Here is a 20499-nt window from a genome sequence, read left to right on the forward strand (position 1 = left end):
GGGGCAAGAGCCTTTGGTTACTTTGGGCTCTTCAAAGTGACCCGCCGTAAGGGCGGAACCCTAAGCCGCCGTTACCGCAGCAACGGATATGTACACCCACTTCGCCGTAAGAGCGAAACCGCTAACGGCCGTTACCGCAGCACCGGATCTGTACACAGCCAAGCCCCGGAGTTACTCCCATGAACCCCCAACTCCCTTACGCCTGGGCCAAATCCCAACGCATCCTCCTGCGCCATGGCGAGGAGGGCGCCGTACTCCTGGTCTGCCCCTCGACCCCCGGCTGGTCGATCAGCGAAGCGCGCCGCCAGTTTGGCCCGGCGCGGTTGGAACGGGTGCGCGACGAAGAACTCGACGGCCTGCTGGCCAGCGCCTATTCCGACACCGGCAGCGCCGCCGCGGTGGTCGGCGCCGCCGAGAACGAGGTCGACCTCGACCGCCTGATGCAGGACATCCCGGAAATCACCGACCTGCTGGACACCCAGGACGGCGCGCCGGTGATCCGCATGATCAACGCCTTGCTGACCCAGGCCGCGCGGGACGAGGCCAGCGATATCCATATCGAGCCCTATGAAAGCCATTCGGTGGTGCGCTACCGGGTCGACGGCACGCTGCGCGACGTGGTCTCGCCGCGCAAGGCCCTGCACGGCGCGCTGGTGTCGCGGATCAAGATCATGGCCCAGCTCGACATCGCCGAAAAACGCCTGCCCCAGGACGGCCGCATCGCCTTGCGCGTGGCCGGGCGGCCCATCGATATCCGCGTGTCCACGGTGCCCACCGGGCACGGCGAACGGGTGGTGATGCGCCTGCTGGATAAACAAGCCGGGCGCCTGCAACTGGAAACCTTAGGGATGGACCCCCAGGTGCTGGGCAAGCTCGACCACCTGATCCGCCAGCCCCACGGCATCGTGCTGGTCACCGGCCCCACCGGCAGCGGCAAGACCACCAGCCTCTACGCCGCCCTGGCACGGCTGGACGCCAGCACCAGCAATATCCTCACCGTCGAGGACCCGGTGGAGTACGACCTGCCGGGGATCAGCCAGATCCAGGTCAACGCCAAGATCGACATGACCTTCGCCCTGGCCCTGCGCGCGATCCTGCGCCAGGACCCGGACATCATCATGATCGGCGAGATCCGCGACCTGGAAACCGCACAGATCGCCGTGCAGGCTTCGCTCACCGGGCATCTGGTGCTGGCGACCCTGCACACCAACGACGCGGTGTCGGCGGTCAACCGCCTGATCGACATGGGCGTCGAGCCGTTCCTGCTGGCCTCGTCGATGCTCGGGGTGCTGGCCCAGCGCCTGGTGCGACGGCTGTGCCCGCACTGCAAGGAAGAAGACCCGACCGCCCCTGGCACCTGGCGCCCGGTGGGCTGCCCGGCCTGCAACCAGGTCGGCTACAGCGGACGCACTGGTATTCACGAGCTGTTCTGCATCGACGACGACATTCGCAGCCTGATCCACCAGGGCTCCGACGAACAGGCGCTGCGCGCCGCCGCGCGTCGCGCCGGGATGTTGAGCATGCGCGAGGATGGCGAGCGCTGGGTGCGCAGCGGCGCCACCGCCCCTGAAGAAATCCTGCGCGTAACCCGGGACGCCTGATGAACCGTTATCGCTACGAAGCCGCCGACGCCCTTGGCAAGATCGAGTCCGGGCACCTGGAAGCCGACAGCCAGAGCGCCGCCTTCGGTGTGCTGCGCAGCCGTGGGTTGACGGCGCTGATGGTGCAGGTCGAGAGCAACACGCCCAAGGCCGGTGGCGGGAGCCTGTTCAGCGCCAAGCTGTCGGACAACGACCTGGCCTGGGCCACCCGCCAGCTGGCCAGCCTGCTGGGCGCCAGCCTGCCGCTGGAGGCGGCGCTGAGCGCCACGGTCGAACAAGCGGAAAAAAAGCACATCGCCCACACCCTCAGCGCGGTGCGCGCCGATGTGCGCAGCGGCATGCGCCTGGCCGAAGCCCTGGCGGCGCGGCCACGGGACTTCCCGGATATCTACCGGGCGCTGATCGCCGCCGGCGAAGAGTCGGGCGACCTGGCCCAGGTCATGGAGCGCCTGGCCGACTACATCGAGGAGCGCAACACCCTGCGCGGCAAGATCCTCACCGCTTTCATCTATCCCGGCGTGGTCGGGCTGGTCTCGGTGGGCATCGTGATCTTCCTGCTCAGCTACGTGGTGCCCCAGGTGGTCAGCGCCTTCTCCCAGGCACGCCAGGACCTGCCAGGGCTGACCCTGGCGATGCTCAACGCCAGCGACTTCATCCGCGCCTGGGGTTGGTTGTGTTTCGGCGTGCTGGCGGGCGGCTTCTGGAGCTGGCGCCTGTACCTGCGCAACCCCCAGGCCCGCTTGAACTGGCACAGCCGGGTGCTGCGCCTGCCACTGATCGGGCGCTTCGTGCTGGGCCTGAACACCGCGCGCTTCGCCTCGACCCTGGCGATCCTCGGCGGAGCCGGGGTGCCGCTGCTGCGCGCCCTGGAAGCGGCGCGCCAGACCCTGTCCAACGACCGCCTGAGCCAGAGCGTCAGCGACGCCACCGCCAAGGTCCGCGAAGGCGTCAACCTCGCCGCCGCGCTGCGGGTGGAAAAAGTCTTCCCGCCGGTGCTGATCCACCTGATCGCCAGCGGCGAAAAAACCGGCGCCCTGCCACCCATGCTCGAACGCGCCGCGCAAACCCTGTCCCGCGACATCGAACGTCGCGCCATGGGCATGACCGCCTTGTTAGAGCCGCTGATGATCGTGGTCATGGGCGGGGTGGTGCTGGTGATCGTCATGGCAGTGCTACTGCCGATCATCGAGATCAACCAGCTGGTGCAATAAAGGTGCATGGATTCGCGGGCTTCTGTAGGAGCGAGGCTTGCTCGCGATGGCGTCGGGTCATACGAGTCGCGTCGCCTGGATCGCGGACAAGCCTCGCTCCTGCGGATCGTGGATTTTTCTATCATCGACCGGCGCCCGCAAATACCTGTAGCCGCTGCCGAGCGTAGCGAGGCTGCGCTCGGGGACGCAGTCCTCGCCAAACCTGAGCACATGGTTTGCCAGGATTAACGGCATAGGTGCCTCAACGTTTTTCTCGGTCACGCCACGCCACCCGAGCGCCGAATCCGCCGAACTCGGGTTCCTCGTTCTGTCATGCACAACCACCCCCAGCGCCCCAACCCAAGACCCGCGCCGCGCCTGGCCAAGAGCTGGCAAAAGGCCCCGCGACACCTCGCTGTCACCTGCGCTGAAAAGCCCACGCCAGGGCCCTCGAACACCCGAGAAAGTTTTTGAAAATCAAGGCCTTTCTCCCGAGGTTTTTTCCTTTATCTGTCACCGGAAACTGCGAACTTCTTACCCATGGCCTCACCCCGCACAACGCTCTCAGAGCAGGGCAGAGGATCTGAGCGCCATGGCGTCATGCAAGAACCATTGACCTCCGTATACACACGACGAAAGGAGATTCTTCATGTTTAAGCGCACTATGATCGCAGCTTCCATGGCCGTAGCGGCTCTGGCTTCGGCCCAATCGATGGCGGCTGTTGTGGGTGGCGGTGCCACTCTGCCTGAGCAGCTGTACAACACTCCGGGTGTTCTGAACTCCGGTTTCAGTCCCTACTTCGGCGTGGGCAGCGGCGGCGGCAAGACTGCCGTGCTGACCAACAACATCGGTTCGCTGACCACCACCCTGCCAGCGGGTACCACTGTGGACTATGCAGGCAGCGACTCGATTCTCAACGCCACTGAAATCAGCAACTACAAAACCGCCCACCAAGACGTACCGGCTACCGATCCTGCCAACTGGGGCCCGCTGCTGCAATTCCCGTCGGCCGCCACCTCGGTGACCATTCCTTACAACAAGGCTGGCACCACCAATCTGAACCTGACCAGCGAGCAACTGTGCCTGGCCTTGTCGGCCAACAACGGCGTCGCCCGTACCTGGGGTGAAGTGCTCGGCACCTCCGATACCACTCCAGTTCGCGTGGTATACCGCGCCACCAGTAGCGGGACCTCGGAAATCCTCACCCGCCACCTGAACAACCGTTGCCCGTCGGTGTTCACCTCTGTCAGCAGCACTTTCGCCAATGCCCACCCAGGTGCCGAGCCAGCTTCCTGGATCGGTGTCAGCGGCAGCGCCGCCGTGGCCAGCACCGTGGCTTCCACCTCCGGCGCCATCGGCTATGTCGGCCCTGAAGATGTCGACGCCACCAACAACGCTGTAGTGGCTCGCATCAACGGCCTGCTGCCAACCGTGGGCAACGTGCAGACCGCCCTGAGCACCATCGCGCCTCCGTCCACCGCCGCCGATCGTGCCGACCTGACCAAGTGGGCGCCAGTATTGCCTAACCCGGATTCCGGCTACTCGATCGTTGGCTACACCAACTTCATCTTCGGCCAGTGCTACAAGGACACCGCGGATGTCAGCTCGATCCGTAGCTTCCTGAGCAAGCACTACAACGCCACCTTCGCCAACAGCAACGATCAGGCAATCATCGACAAGAAGCTGATCCCGCTGACCGCAACCTGGAAGACCGCCATTCGCAGCGCCTTCATTCCAACAACCAGTGCACAGGGCGTGAACAACGCCAGCGTGTGCAACGGTATCGGCCGTCCAGCCTGATTTAGGCCGAGGCTCAATACCCGCAACACCGATCGGCAACGGCGCCAGCCGTTGCCGATTTTTTCTTCGCGCGAATTTCATGTTGCCATGGGGCATCCCGGGCAGCAGAGGGAGTTGCCATGTCCAGATATCTGTTGGCTGCCCTGGTTGGGGCCTTGACTGGCTTCTGTACTGCTCCGGCCTCGGCGGCTCTGGACGGCGGCGGTTCGTACCTGATGCAGGGTTTCTACACCACCCCCGGAGTATTGCCGCCGACAGCGGGGGGCTATCGTGCCGCGGGTAGTGGGGTCGGCAAGAGGGCACTGCTGACCAATGACAGCGTGGCGCTGACTCCGGATTACCCCGAATCGTTCTCTGTGGATTACGCCATCAGCGAGTCACGGCTGACCGCCAGTGAACTCGCTAAATACCGCAGCGCCCATCAGGCGCCGGGGGCCGTTGCCGGCTCGGCGGCGGACTGGGGCCCGCTGATCCAGCTCCCGGTGGCGATCACCTCGGTGGCGGTTCCTTACCGGGTGCGCTTGGCCAGCGGCCAGCCGGTGACCGACCTGGACCTGAATGGCGGCATGCTCTGTGGCCTGTTCTCCGGAGCCATCAGTACCTGGGACCAGATCAACCCGGCCTATTCGCGCACGCCGGTGACGGTGATCTACCGCGCCGATGGCAGCGGTACCAGTGAGCTGCTCACTCGTCACCTGAACAGCCTCTGCCCCCAGGCGTTCAGCACCAGCAATCGGTTCGCCACGGCCCACTACGGTCCGCTGCCCGGGCACTGGCGCGCGGAGAGAAGCGACCAGGACCTGCTGGCCAGGGTTGCCGCCAGCGAAGGCGCCATCGGCTATTCGGGGCCCTCGGGCCTGGATATTTCCAGCAACGCCCAGGTAGCGCGGGTCAACGGCCTGTTGCCTCCCACTGCGATCACCCCGATCAGCCTGACGCAGATCCCGCCGCCGGCCACCGCCATGGATCGTGCCGACCCGCACAAGTGGGCGCCGGATATCGCCAACCCGGCCTACGGCTATGCCATCGTCGGCTACAGCTACCTGTTGTTCGGCCAGTGCTATCGCGACCCGCAGGACGCCACGGCCTTGCGGATTTTTCTGTTGCGCCACTTCGGGCCCAACCCCGAGGCCGGAAACGACGCCCGGTTGATCGCGCAGCACCTGATACCGCTGGACGCGGTCTGGAAAAAGGCCGTGCGCGACAGCTTCCTGCTTTCTACCAGCCCCCTGGGCCTGAACAACCCCAGCGTCTGCAACGGCATCGGCCGTCCGCTGTGAATCCAGGGCCAGCCTGGCAGAGGTCGACTGCCTTGGGCCTGGTTCGAAAAACGCGGACAGGTCCGTGAGGGGGCGAAACCACGGCTGTGACAGCGGCCATCCATGCAAGATCAATTCAAACTGCGAGGAGATTCCTGATGTTCAAACACACGTTGATCGCGAGCACCCTGGTTGTCGCCGCCCTGGCTTCGGCTCAATCGATGGCTAATGTTGTCGGTGGCGGTACGGGGCTGACTGGTTCGCTATACAACACTCCGGGGGTGCTGACTCCCGGTTTCGGTTACTACTTCTTCGGCGTAGGCAGCGCTGCTGGCAAGACCGCCGTGCTGACCAATAACATTGGTTCGCTGACCAACACCCTGCCTGGTGCCACTGTGGACTATGCCGGTAGCGATTCGGTACTCAGCGACAGCGAAATTAGCAACTACCAGGCTGCCCACCAGTCTCCAGGCGTACCGACTACCTCCTATGACAACTGGGGACCGCTGCTGCAGTTTCCATCGGTCGCTACCTCGGTGGCCATTCCTTACAACAAGGCTGGCATCACTAACCTGAACCTGACCAGCGAGCAACTGTGCCTGGCCTTGTCGAGCAACAACGGCACCGCCCGTACCTGGGGCGAAGTATTCGGCAACTCTGATATGACTCCGGTTCGCGTGGTGTACCTCTACACCAGCAGCGGTACGTCAGAAATCCTTACCCGTCACCTGAACAATATTTGCCCGTCGGTGTTTACCTCCGTCAGCAGCATTTTCGCCAATGCCCACCCAGGCGCCGAACTGGCTTCCTGGATCTCCGTCAGAAGCAGCGCCGAAGTGGCCAGCACCGTGGCTTCCACCGCGGGTGCCATCGGTTATGCTGGCCCTGACAGTGTTGATGCCACCAACAACGCTGTAGTGGCTCGCATCAACGGCCTGCTGCCAACCGTGGAGAATGTGCAGACTGCCCTGATGAATATCGCGCCGCCGGCCACTGCCGCCGACCGTGCCGACCTGAGAAAATGGGTTCCAGTAGCGCCTAACCCTGCCCAAGGCTACTCGATCGTTGGCTACATCAACTTCATCTTCGGCCAGTGCTACAAGGACACAGCGGATCTCAACTCGATTCGCATCTTCTTGAGCAGGCACTACAACGCCACCTTCGCCAGTAGCAACGATCAGGCAATCCTCAACAGGAAACTGATTCCGCTGACCGCAACCTGGAAGACCGCCATTCGCAACACCTTCATTCCAGTAACCAGCGCACAAGGCCTGAACAACCCCAGCGTCTGCAACGGCATCGGCCGTCCGCTCTGAACCCACACGCGGATGAAGTTTTCATGACAAAGGTTCGGTGCCGGCCGGCGCCAACCGCCTATTACCTGAGCGCTCCGTCCGTGACAGCGGGCGGGCCGCCGACCTATTTCGCGACTGTGTAAAAGGATATGAGCGATGCGCCTCGGTAAGCCCACCCCTGTTCTGAAGTCCGCAAGCCGCTGCGAGGCGTTGCCTGTCCTGCGTCTCAATCCCCTGGCCCATGCCATTGCCCTGTTGCTGGTGGCGGGCAGTGCCCAGGCCGAGACGGCGTTCAGCGCTGCTTGGTTCGCCAGCAAGGGCGCGGCGCAGCAGGCGGCGGGTGTCGGCGGTGTCGCGGGGAGCCTGCCCAAGCCTGGTTCGCCGCCGCCCCTGGCCCAGCAGTTGAAGGCCAACCAGCAGTTGCAGCAGTCCTTGAGCAACGTCAATAACACGGTGGCGGCCATCGCCGCGCAGCAGGCGGCCCAGGCAGCTGGGCGGCGTTCGGCCCTGGTGGCGGCCTCGAGCATTCCCGACGGACTGGGCGAGGGCGGGCTCAAGGTCGACGAGAATGCCCTGACCAAAGGCTGGACCAATGCCAGCAACCCGGTGCAGACCCAGGCCGACGGCAAGACCACGGTGAGCATCGGCCAGACCGCGGACAAGGCCATTCTCAATTGGGAAACCTTCAACGTCGGGCGCAACACCACGGTGGACTTCCAGCAGCAGGCCGACTGGGCGGTGCTCAACCGGGTCAACGACCCGCAGGCGCGGCCGAGCGAGATCCAGGGCCAGATCAAGGCGGCCGGCACGGTGATGCTGGTCAACCGCAACGGGGTGATTTTCAGCGGCAGCAGCCAGGTCGATACCCGCAACCTGGTGGCCGCCGCCGCGACCATCAGCGACAGCCAGTTCCGCGAGCGCGGGCTGTATGTCGACAGCAGCGGCTCGCAGCCGACCTTCACCGACGCCGCCGGCAAGGTCCAGGTGCAACAAGGCGCGCTGATCCAGACCCGGGCGCCGGGCGTGTCCACCGAGTCCGGCGGTTATGTCCTGCTGCTGGGCAGCGAGGTGGACAACGCCGGCAGCCTGGTCACGCCCAAGGGCCAGGCGACCCTGGCCGCCGGTGACAGCTTCTATATCCGCAAGGGCGCCGGCACCGCCGGCAATAGCACCTCGACCACCCGCGGCAACGAGGTGGCCAGCACCCGCAAGGCCGGCAGCCAGGCCGGCAAGGTCAGCAACAACGGCCTGATCCAGGCTGCCACCGGCGATATCACCCTGACCGGCCACCAGGTGCAGCAGAATGGCCTGGTCCTGGCCACTACCTCGGTGGACAGCCGCGGCACCGTGCACCTGCTCAATTCGGCCAGCGACAGCAGTTCCAGCGTGACCCTGGGCCAGGGCAGCCACACGGCGATCCTGCTGGACGCCGCCAGTGGCACCGCCCTGGACAGCCAGCGCGCAGCTGGCTTGGCCGGGATGGGCGGCCTTGGTAATAACATCAGTGGTGCCTTCGACAACCTCAGCCGCGTGGTCGACCGTACCGACCAGTCGCGGGTGGAGATCGTCAGCGGCGGCACCGTGGACTTCCAGTCCGGCTCCAGCACCCTGGCCACCGGTGGCCAGGTGGCGGTCAGCGCTGGCCAGCGCAGCCTGGTGCGCGACGGCGCGGTGATCGATGTGGCGGGTGCGGTCGAGGTCAAGGTGGCCATGGAGGCCAACAGCGTCAAGGTCAATATCCAGGGCAACGAGCAGCGCGATGCCGCCGGCAACCGCGACCAAGGCAGCCTGAACAACAATGATGTGTGGGTCGATGTGCGCGAACTGGTCTATGTGCCGGCCGGGACCAACGGCTACGCCACGGACCGCTGGTACACCGGCGGCGGCCTGCTGGAAGTGGGCGGCTACCTGGGGACCCAGGCCCACGGGGTGGGCGAGTGGATGGCCCAGGGCGGCAGCGTGACATTTACCGGACGCGACGTGGTGACCCAGGCCGGTTCGAGCATCAACCTGTCCGGCGGTACCCTCGATGTCCAGGGCGGCCTGGTGCGCCAGACCTGGCTCAAGGGGGCGGACGGGCGCCTCTACGAGTTGTCCCGGGCGCCGGGCGACATCCTCTACAGCGGTATCTACAAGGGTTATGAGGACAACAGCCCGCGCTGGGGCCAGACCGATTACTACTACAGCCCGCTGATCGCGCCGCAGCAGCGCTACGAAGATGGCTATAGCGTTGGCCGCGATGCCGGCAAGCTGGTGGTCGGCACCGGCAGCGCGGTGCTCGAAGGGCAGTTGCTCGGCGCCACCTACCAGGGCGAACGCCAGACCCAGGCCGCCCAGGCCGGGCTCGACGGTTACGACCAGACGCAGAATGCCGTGGCCCGTGGCGCCCAGTTGATTGTCGGCGACTACCGACCGTTCTGGCAGAGCGACAGCGGTACCCTGCAAAGTGGCCTGCAGGCCAGCGACAGGACCCTCAAGCAAGTGATCCTCGCCCCGGGGCAGGTCGCCGAGGCCCTGGCCATCGAGCTGGACTCGGCCCTGGGCGAGCGCCAGGGGCAACTGCGCCTGGATACCGAGCAACTCAACGGCTTTGCCCTGGGCGCGGTGCGGATCGCCGCCTATGAGAGCGTGACGGTAGACGGCGACCTGCAGGTCGGGTCGGCGGGGGAGATCGCCCTGCATGGTCCGCAGGTACGGGTCAATGCCGGGCTGACCAGCCATGGAGGGCGCATTGCCCTGGGCAATGTACTGCTGCAGAAGGCCACGCCAGGATTAGCCTTGGAGGACACACTGATCGGTTCGACCAGCGGCCCCCTGGCCAGCCTGGTACTGAGCGAGGGTGCGCGCCTGGACACCAGCGGGCTGTGGAGCAACCTGTTGCTGGCGCCGCAGGACAACAGTGGCTTGGCCTTCATCAACGGCGGCAGTGTGTCCCTGCGCAGCCGTGGCGACTTGACCCTGGCCGCCGGCAGCCAGGTGGATGTCAGCAGCGGCGCGGCGCTGCTGGTGAGCGGTAGCCTGCGTGGCGGCAAGGGCGGCGACCTGACCTTGGCGGCCAATGCTGGCACCACCGTCGGCAATGGCGTCCTGACCCTGGCTGGTCAACTCAAGGGCTATGGGGTAACCGGCGGCGGCACCCTGAGCCTGCAAGCGGGCAAGGTGCAGATCGGGGGTGAAACGGCGCCCGACGCCGCGACCCTGGTCCTGGGTAGCGACTTTTTCGGCAAGGGCTTCGGCGCCTACGACATCACCGGCAACCAGGGGCTGAAAGTCGCCGAGGGCGCCCAGGTGGATGTGCGGGTACCGGTCTATGTCCAGGCCGCCGGGACGGCCAGTGTCGCCACCGGCGAGCCGACCGCCAGCGCCCTGCAGCTATGGCTGCCGGAGCCCTATCAGGAGGACCCGGCCAAGGGCCGCTTGAGCCAGCGCGCTGGTGCCAGCCTGACCCTGCAGGCCGGGGGACTCGATTCCAGTGCTGCCGATATCGCCAGCGTCGCTCTGGACATCGGACAGGGCGCCTCCGTGCGGGTGGACAATGGCCAGTCCATTGCCTTGCGCGGGATCGGCCAGATCAGCGTCGATGGCCACTTGATCGCCCATGGCGGCAAGGTCTCGATCGGTGCGGTACAACCGCTGCGGTTGGAAAGCGAGCCGCTGATCAGTACTCATCAGCGCTCGATCCTGCTGGGGCACAATGCCCTGGTGGATGTTTCCGGCTATGTGGTCAGTGCCCTGGATGCCCAGGGCCGGCGCTACGGCAAGGTCGGTGACGGTGGCAGCATCGTCATTGGTGGCGCCCTGGATATGGCCACTGGCCGCGCGGCGGCGCCGGATCTGTTCGTGCAGCTCAAGGCCGGTTCGCGCCTCGAGGCCTCCGGTGCCCAGGCTGCCCTGGACATCAAGGGTACCGGTCCGATGACCCTGGCCAGCAATGGCGGCAGTATCAGTCTCAGCTCGATCAATGGCCTGTATCTGGACGGCGACCTACGCGCCGCCGCCGGTGGCCAGGGGGCGGCGGGCGGCAGCCTGGCGGTGGCTCTGGAGACTGGGTCCTATGATCGCAACTGGTTGGACAGCGATATGCCCCTGGTACCGCGGGAGCTGTTGCTCAGCCAGCGTCGCCAAGCCCTCGATGGCACAACCTCGGGGCCGTTGGCCTATGGACAGGGCCATCTCAGCGTGGAGCAGGTCAACGCCGGTAGCTTTGGCAGCTTGGTCCTGCTGAGCAACGGCCAGATCAGTTTCGACGGCGATGTCGATCTGGCCCTGGGCCAGAGCCTGCAGCTGTATTCGGCTTCCTTGGGCCTGGCTCAAGGCGCGGCGGCCGATACCCGGGTCAGGCTCAGTGCGCCTTATGTGCGGCTGGCGGGTGTCGCCCAGCTCGGTGTCCTTAGCAACAGTGTGACGGTACCTGTGGTACGCGGTGGCAGTTCGACTCAGGCGACCCAGGCGCAGTTGGCCGTGGTCAGCCAATTGCTGGATATCCGCGATGAGGTCAACCTCGGTGCCCATGGCGACATCACCCTGCTTAGTGGCCAGTTGCAGTTGGACCAGCGCGGCTTCGCCACGATGGATGTGCACAGCGCCGGGGACATGCGCATGCTGCGCCCCACTGGCAGTATCTCCGTCACCCGCCTGAATACCCCGGGCGACCTGAACCTGACGGTGGCGCAGCTCTACCCGGAGACCCTGGCCCGTGCCGAGGTCCGCGCCCGCCACCTGAGCATCGGCCGCAGCAGCGCCCAGGACCCCGGCGTGCCCTATTCGGCCTATGGCAGCCTGCTGCTGTCCGCCCAGAGCATCGACCAGGGCGGGGTGGTTCGCGCGCCCCAGGGCAGCCTGGTGCTGGGCTTCAACGGCGGCGCGCAAGACAACACCTCGACCGTGCGCCTGCTGCCCGGCAGCCTGACCTCCCTGAGCGCGGCGGGGCTGGTCATGCCCTTTGGCGGTACGGTGGACGGCCAGACCTGGACCCAGGACGGCAAGCCGCTGGGCGAAAGCATACTCGATCCCTTCCTGGGTTCCGACTGGCTGACCCTGACGATGTTGGGGCAGTCGGTCGATGTCCAGAGCGGTGCCGTGGTGGACCTGTCGGGCGGTGGCGAACTGACCGGCGCGGGCTTTGTCTCCGGGCGTGGCGGTTCCACCGATGCCCGTTTCAACCCCTTGGTGCAGATCGGCGCCGACGGTCGCTTCAGCCTGCCGGGGCTGGCCAGCAATCCGGTCTACGCCATCGTGCCCGGCAACCAGGCAGGTTATGCCCCTGGCGCTGGGCAGAGCGGCGCCCTGGACCCGGTGATCGGCCAGCAGATCACCCTGGAGGCCGGAGTGCCGGGACTGGCACCGGGGGTCTATACCCTGTTGCCGGCGACCTATGCGCTGTTGCCGGGGGCGTTCCGGGTCGAGCTCAACGGCGGCGCCGGCCTGGCTGGCCAGCAACCGGGCCTGGCCATGGCCAATGGTTCCTGGAGTACCTCGGGGCGCTTGTCGGTGCTCGGCACCGCCATCCAGGACAACCTGTCGCGCCAGGTGATCCTGACCTCGGCCGATGTGCTGCGCCGCTATTCCCAATACAACGAAACTTCCCTGGCTCAATTCCTCGTCAACGACGCGGCGCGCCTGGGCATTCCCCGCGCCGCCCTGACCGCGGACGCCAAGGGCCTGACCCTGAGTTTGCTGCAGAACCAGACCAGGCAACCGTCCTTCACCTATGCCGGCACCGGTCGCTTCAGTCCGGACGAGGGGGGCTACGGCACCGTTGCCAACGTACTGGGCCAAAACTCACAAATGGAGATCGTCTCGGGCGGCCCGAGCGCGGGCTTTAGCGGTACCTCGATCGATGTGGCGCAGCTCAATGCCCTAGGCGCGGCCAGCCTGCGGATCGGCGGGACCGGTACCCGCCAGTATGGCCAGGGCGGCAATTACATCGCCTTCAGCTCCAACCTGGCCGACCTGACCTTGCGCTCGGGGGCCCTGCTGTCGGCACCCGAAGTGATGCTCCTCAGTGGCCGGACCAATGGCGGCATCGTGGTGGAGCAGGGCGCCGGGATCGATACCCTGGGGCAGGGCGCCAGTGCCTACGATTCCCGCGATGGCTTTATCTACGACCCCGGCAGGACCAGCCTGTTGGCGGTGTCCAATGGCTGGCTCGACCTGCTGCCGCCAACCCCGGCGCAGAACGGCCAGGTGGCGGGCCCGGGCAGCATTCGCATCGGCAGCTGTGCTGGCAGCTGCAGCGGCGTGACCCAGTTGTATTCCGAAGGCACCCTGGCCGCGGCCACCGATAATCTGTTCGAACTGGGGGACGAGGTGCGTTACGGCACCCGCAACCTGACCCTGGCGGTGGGTGGGGTCAATGTCGGCAGCAGCCAGAGCCTGGCCGAAGCCGCCGCGGGTAATACTTTGGCATCCGGTCTGACCCTCAACCAGCAGGTGCTCGATCGGCTGTTGCGCGGTGACCGCGAGCGCGGCGCGCCGGCGTTGGAAACCCTGACCCTGAATGCCCGGGATTCGCTGAACTTCTATGGCTCGACGCAGTTGAGCACCCTGGACCCGGTCACCGGCGAATCCAGCTTGAGCCATCTGATCCTGGGCACCCCGGCGATCTACGGTCATGGCGGCGCCGAGGACGTGGCCAGCATTCGCACCGCCAACCTGATCTGGAACGGCACGGCCGGGCTGCCAGGCACGGTGATCAACCAGGGCGCCGGTACCGGCAGCGGCCGCCTGGAGCTGGCCGCTGAGCGCATCGAGTTCGGCTACGGCCCGCAATCGCAGCCCGACAGCCTGGCCTCCTTCGATCGCCTGGCCCTGGGTTTTGCCACGGTCGACCTGAGCGCCAGCCAGCGCCTGACCGCCAACCACAAGGGCAGCCTGGCGGTCTACCAGAGCCAGGGGGCCTACGAGAGCGGCAAGGGCTACAGCTACAGCGGCGGCGACCTGAATATCGTCACCCCGTTGCTGACGGGCGAAGCAGGCTCGGTGAACCGGATCAAGGCCGGCGGCGATATCCGTATTTCCGGTGGCGGCGCCGTGCCGGGGCCGATCAACACCTTGGGCGGAGAGCTGGCGCTGCAGGGGCGCAGCATCAGCCTGGACACCGCGGTGGTGCTGCCCAGCGGCAAGCTGAGCCTGCTGGCCGAGCGCGACCTGCTGCTGGCGGGCAATGCCCAGCTGGACCTGGCCGGGCGCACCGTGCCCTTCAATGACCTGAACAAGTACAGCTGGGGCGGCGACGTGATCCTGGAAAGCCGCGGCGGCGATATCCGCCAGGCCGCCGGCTCGCGGATCGACCTGTCGGCGCAGAACAACAAGGCCGGGACCCTGAGCGCCATCGCCCTGGACCCGGGGGCCGGCCAGGTAGCGCTTTTGGGGGCGATCCTCGGCGGCAGCTCCGGTCATTACGATGCCGGCGGCACACAGGTGCCGTACAAGGCTGGCGGGGTGGATATCCGTGCCCAGGGCGTGGGCGATTTCGCGGCCCTCAACCAACGCCTCAACGAAGGCCAGGTCTATGGTTCGCGCAGCTTCCAGCTCAAACAGGGCGACCTGCAACTGGGCAACGAACTCAAGGCGGGGGAGATCAACCTGTCCCTGGACAATGGTCACCTGGCGGTGCTCGGCACCGTGGATGCCAGCGGCGAGCAGGTCGGCAGCATCCGCCTGGCGGCACGCAACGGCCTGACCCTGGGCGATGCGGCGTTGCTCGATGCCCATGGCACGCAACTGCGGGTCGACAGCTACGGCAAGATCATCGATGCACCGAACCGCGCGGTGGTCGAACTGACGTCGGGCGAGGGCCGGCTGGTGCTGGCCGAGGGCAGCCGCATCGACCTGCGCCACGGCACCTCCGCGGCCCCGGGCAGCCAGCCCGGGCAGCATGACGGCCAGGCCCGAGGCACCCTGGAGCTCAATGCGCCTCGGCTGGGCGGGGTCAGTGGCGGCGATATCGATATCGATGCCAGCGGCCGCCAGCAGATCAGCGGGGCCAAGTCGATCGCGGTCAATGGCATCTGGCGTTATGACGACAGCGACAGCGATGCCTTGCTCAAGGACGGCAGCGACGCCGCCAGCGGCAGGCCGTACCGGGTGATCGACCAGGCCTACATGAACCGCAAGCACGACCAGAGCACGGCCTTCATCGACGCGGCGCTGGCCAACACCGCGTTGCTCGACGGCAAGCTGGCCGGCCTGACCGCCGGCGGTTATGGCGATGCCCTGCACTTGCGCCCCGGGGTGCAGATCAGCAGCGAGCGGGACGTGGTGATCCAGGGCGACCTGGACCTGTCCGGCTACCGCTATGCCAGCCTCAATCCGCACTTCGCCAGGACCGCGGTCTACGGTTCCGGCGAGACCGGCAGCCTGGCGATCCGCGCCGCCGGCAACCTCGAAGTGCGTGGCAGCGTCACCGATGGCTTTACCCCGCCGCCCGCCACCCCGGACGACGCCGGCTGGGTATTGCTGCCCGGCATGCAGCCGTTCGGCGGCGAGCTGGTGGTACCGGGGCTGGGCGTGACCCTGGCCGATGGCACGCTGTTCCTGGGTGGCAAGACCCTCAACTACGACTTGCCGATCAAGGCCACCACCTTCGCCAGTGGCGTGGTGCTGCCCACCGAGGGCCGCCTGGCGCAAGCGCTGACCCTGGATGCTGGCAGCGTCGTGCGCGCTGACGTGCGCGCCGCCGACGGCAACCTGCTGTACGCCGCCGGTACCTTGCTGGAACAGGCGGTGACCCTGCCCGAGGGCACCCGGCTCGGCGCCGGGACCCTGTTGACCACGCGTACCGCCTTGCAGGCCATGCTCTGGCCCAAGGGCGTGGCGCTGCCGGCGACCCTCGATCCGAGTACTGGCCAGCAGGACACTTATGCCCTTAATGGCGACCTGGCGCTGAAAGCGGGCGCGCTGATCCCGTCCCAGACCGATGTCAAACTGCCCAATGGTGCCTTGTCGGTGGCCCTGCGCCCGGCCGATGGCGAAAGCCAGGGGCGCAACTGGGCGATCGCCGGGTTGCTGCCCGAGGGCTCGCAATCCTGGTCGCTGCGCCTGGTCAGCGGCGCCGATACCACGGCGGCCGACACCCGCAGCGTCAAGCCCCGGGTGGTCGATGGGCAGTTGATCCTGGCCGATACCCATTACTCGCTGTTCAGGGACCGCGAGATCGTTCCTGGCAAGCCGTCGGGCAATTGGGTCTGGGGGCCTGAAGTGGACAGTCCGGACTGGAACTGGCTGGGCGTCGTGGTGGGTGAGCCGCTGTCGCAGGGTGACCTGGATAACGGAACCTGCGACTGGGCACCGGGACTCTGCACCTTCAAACCCAACGTCGATAGCTGGGTCTGGGGGCCTGAAGTGGAAAGTCCGGACTGGAACTGGTTGGGCGGCGTGGTGGGCCAGCCGTTGTCACAGGATGATCTCAATAATGGAACCTGCGATTGGGCACCGGGACTGTGCGTCTTCAAGCCCGGTGAGCCGGGCGAACCCGATAAGCCTGGAGAAGTGATCGCGATGCGCGCCATGGCGCCGATCTTCAGTGTGTTGCGCACTGGCACAGGCGATTTGGACCTGATCGCCGGTGGCGATCTGAGCATGCAATCGGTCTTCGGCGTCTACACCGCCGGCACCCAGTCCCAGACCTTGGGCGCAGGTTATGCGGCAACCCGCGGCGTGGGCCGCACAGGCACGGTGCTGGGTGGTTACGACAAAGACAACCTCGCTCTGTACAGAGACGCCAACTACAAAGCCGGTTTCGACGAGCAGGTGGCGGCCTACGAAAAACTGGTGGCGGGCGATAGCCTCTACCAGGCCTGGTACCCGGAGCAGGGCGGCAACCTGTTGCTGTCGACGGCGGGCAGCCTGCGTGGCGATGCCTTGGGCAGTACCTTCGGCGAGTTCGGAGCCAGCCCTGCGCTGTCGAGTGTCGGCGTAGGCGACTGGCTATGGCGCCAGGGCACTGGCTCGGCGGCGGTGGACCAGGCCGTTCCGACCGCCTGGTGGATCAACTTCGGTACCTATGTCACCCCGTCCGTAGGCACGCCCATGCCTCAGGTCACCGGCTTTACCGGGGTCGGCACCTTGGGCGGCGGCAATCTCGAGGTGCGGGTCGGCGCCGATGCCGGCACTCTGTTACGCCGTGGCAACCGTACGGCTCTGGGCTCGCCGCGCAGCGAGGCGCTGATCCTGGCGGTGGGCAGCACCGGGCGGGTGGCTGCCGATGGCAGCCTGACCCTGACCGGGGGCGGCGACCTCAAGCTGAATATCGGTGGCGGCCTCAATCCTTCCCTGGATGCCCGGGCGTCCAGTGTTCAGAGTGGGGCCGCGCAGGGGCAGAACCATGACTTGAACGGCGCCCTGATCAACCTGCGGGGCCATGTGCAGGCCAATGCCGGGGCCATGGGCGGCATCCAGCAGAATTTTGGCCGCTCCAGCTTCAACCAGGACGCCCGCGAAGTGCGAGCCTTTGATCCGTATTCGGCCTCGGTGGCCAGTGCCACCGGCGGCCTGGTGATCATTCCCGGCGATGCCACGGTCAGCCTCGCCACCCGTGGCGACCTGGTGCTGGGCGGTGCGGTCGACCCGGGCCGTACGCGGCAGCACAATACGTCGGCGTTCAGCCTGGACGGCACAGCCTACCTGGGCGGCGGTAGCAGCTGGTTTTCGCTCTGGACCGAGCATACCGCCATTGACTTGTTCGCGGCGGGGGGCAACCTGACACCTTCGACCCAGGCTGGTGAATTGACTCGGGGTCAAAACGCGCCACGGGTCCAACTCGATACCTCGCCGACCGATGGGCGCTTTATCTATCCCTCGATCCTGCGGGCTGTCGCCCCGGGCGGCAACCTGTACTACGGCTCTTCGGCGCTCTATACCGGTGACCAGAAAAACTCGCCTTATTCCCTGGTACTGGCACCTTCGCCCAACGGTCAGTTGCAGATGCTGGCCGGCGGCTCGATCTTCGCTGGTGGTTATGCGCTCAACCAGTCCGGGGCCGACAGCCGCCTGCTGCCGACGCCGTTCATGCCGGCCTTCGAAGGGCGCGAGCAGGGCGGTGGCGAGCGCCTGCTGGTGAGCAATCTCAGCCCCGATGGCCTGTCTTCCACGCAAGGCATGGGTGGCTTCCCGCTCTTCGCCTTTGGCGGCGACACCCTGACCACCTTCGGCGGCCGACGTGAGCCGGCGCGCTTCTATGCCATGGCCGGCGACCTGGTGGGCATACGCTCGGGCGAGCAACTGAACTTCAACGCTTCCGGCTCGCGCCCGGGCCGGACCTGGTACGACGCGGCCGCGCCGGTCTGGATGCTGGCCGGTCGGGATATCGTCAACAGCGGCACCCAGTTGGGGCAGGCGACAACCATTGTGCCTTTGCTGGGCGTGGGGGCGAGCAGCGGCAACCTGTTCGTGCACAACGATCCGCTGGATATTTCCCTGGTCTCGGCCGGGCGCGACATCCTCTATAGCAGCTTCAATGTCGCGGGGCCCGGCCTGCTGCAAATCAACGCCGGGCGCGATATCCGCATGGAAGACAAGGCGTCGATCACCAGCCTCGGCGCCCTGGTACCAGGCGACAACCGACCGGGGGCGAGCATCGTCCTGCAGGCGGGGGCCGGGGCCAGTGGGCCGAACTACACGGCCTTTGCCGCGCGCTACCTGGACCCGGCCAACCTGGCCAGCGACAGCGCTTCCCTGGCCGCGCAACCGGGCAAGGTGGCCAAGACCTACGAAACGGAACTGGCCAGCTGGCTGAAGCTGCGCTATGGCTTCAGCGGCAGCGACGAGCAGGCCCGGGCCTACTTCGCCGGCTTGCCGGCGGTGGAGCAGGGAGTGTTCGCGCGCCAGGTGTATTTTGCCGAGCTGCGCGCCGGCGGTCTGGAGTACAACCAGGTCGACGGTCCGCGCCAGGGCAGCTACCTGCGCGGGCGCAACGCCATTGCCGCGTTGTTCCCGGACACCGATGTGGCCGGCAACCCGATTGTCTACCAGGGCAATATCACCCTGTATGGCGGCGCCGGGGTGCACACCAATGTCGGTGGCGATATCCAGATGCTGACTCCGGGCGGGCAGCAGGTGTTTGGCATCGAGGGCGAGGCGCCGCCGTCCACGGCGGGGGTCATCACCCAGGGCCAGGGCAATATCCAGCTGTACTCCCTGGGCAGCATCCTGCTGGGCCAGAGCCGGATCATGACCACCTTCGGCGGTTCGATCCTCGGCTGGTCGGCCGAAGGCGATATCAACGCTGGGCGTGGCTCGAAAACCACCGTGGTCTACACCCCGCCAAGGCGTGTGTACGACAACTGGGGCAACGTGACCCTGTCGCCGTCGGTGCCGAGCACCGGGGCCGGTATCGCCACGCTGAACCCGATTGCCGAAGTGCCGCCGGGGGATATCGACCTGATCGCGCCCTTGGGCACCATCGACGCCGGCGAGGCTGGGATTCGGGTCTCGGGCAACGTCAACATCGCGGCCTTGCAGGTGGTCAACGCGGCAAACATCCAGACCCAGGGCAAGTCCTCGGGGATACCGGTGGTGGCGTCGGTCAATACCGGGGCCCTGACGTCGGCCAGTTCGGCGGCGTCTTCGGCGACCCAGGCCGCCGAGGATGTGGCGCGCCAGCAACAGGCGGCGGCGCGGCAGAATATGCCGTCGGTGTTTAGCGTGCAGGTGCTGAGTTTCGGCCAGGAACGCCTGGCGCCGACCCAGGATGGCGCCAGCCGGGCCAACCCCAGCTACAACCCGGACAGCCCGGTGCAAGTGCTGGGCGCCGGGCCGCTGAGCGATCAGGCGCGTCAGCAGTTGACCGAGGAGGAGCAGCGGCAACTGACCTTATAGGTTCTCTCGTGGCAACACGCTTGGGGGCGATCATTGATCGCCCCTTTTTTTTGCAGAGCTGCCACACAGGTGCCCATCACCCCTTGAAACCTAGGCGAAGGCTCTAGTCCGCGGGTTTGCCATTTTCTGCCCGCATCCATGGAGAAGACCGGAGCCTATCGGCCGGCCCGGCGGATGATTGACGGCAAAATAATGGCAAATTAACATCGCGCCACTATTTTGATATCAGCTGTCTCGAGGGACCGAACATGTACTCTCCCGCCCTCGCGGGGAGGTTGTGCCTGGCTTTGCTGTGCCTGACTCCACTGCACCTCGTTCATGCCGCTCCCACCCCCGGTGACACCGACCTGATCCGCGAACGCCAGGACCGCCTGCTCGAAGAGCAGCGCCGGCGCCTGGAAGAACTCAAGGACCTGCCCGGTAAAGAGGCCGCCCCCACGGCGCCGAGCGCGCCTGTCGACACCCGCTGTTTCCCGATCAAGGACATCGAGCTCAAGGGCGCCGACAGCCTGTCCGCCGCCGAGCAGGCGCGCC

At 66.3% G+C, this 20499-nt stretch carries 6 protein-coding genes and 1 pseudogene; all 7 read left to right on the plus strand.

Going from position 1 to position 20499, the window contains the following annotated elements; translation table 11 throughout:
- The first annotated feature begins 179 nt into the window (after positions 1-179).
- Positions 180-1601, plus strand: coding sequence for a type II secretion system ATPase GspE (gene gspE, locus AC07VU_RS28565; RefSeq protein WP_457276320.1), 1422 nt, complete (start codon positions 180-182; stop codon positions 1599-1601).
- Positions 1601-2812 carry a type II secretion system inner membrane protein GspF gene (gspF, locus tag AC07VU_RS28570; protein WP_169897576.1) on the plus strand — a complete coding sequence of 404 codons (1212 nt, stop codon included), beginning with the start codon at positions 1601-1603 and terminating at the stop codon, positions 2810-2812. Before gspE ends, gspF begins: the two co-directional genes overlap by 1 nt.
- Before the next feature lie 628 nt (positions 2813-3440).
- Entirely contained in the window at positions 3441-4592 is a 1152-nt protein-coding gene (locus AC07VU_RS28575; protein WP_169897577.1) for a substrate-binding domain-containing protein, read from the plus strand.
- Between the two features lie 119 nt (positions 4593-4711).
- The gene (locus AC07VU_RS28580; RefSeq protein ID WP_169897578.1) at positions 4712-5872 is read left to right on the plus strand and encodes a substrate-binding domain-containing protein; all 1161 of its coding nucleotides are present in this window, start codon (positions 4712-4714) and stop codon (positions 5870-5872) included.
- 137 nt (positions 5873-6009) lie between these two features.
- A complete protein-coding gene (locus tag AC07VU_RS28585; RefSeq protein ID WP_495030911.1) occupies positions 6010-7167 on the plus strand; it encodes a substrate-binding domain-containing protein in 1158 nt (385 codons plus the stop codon).
- A 135-nt stretch (positions 7168-7302) separates the two neighbouring features.
- Complete coding sequence (locus tag AC07VU_RS28590) at positions 7303-19965, plus strand: filamentous hemagglutinin family protein (RefSeq protein WP_495030912.1); 12663 nt, start codon at positions 7303-7305, stop codon at positions 19963-19965.
- A gap of 248 nt (positions 19966-20213) precedes the next feature.
- Positions 20214-20499, plus strand: a pseudogene (locus tag AC07VU_RS28595) (ShlB/FhaC/HecB family hemolysin secretion/activation protein); the annotation flags it as partial.

The sequence above is a fragment of the Pseudomonas sp. GW821-FHT02B10 genome (assembly GCF_059421865.1).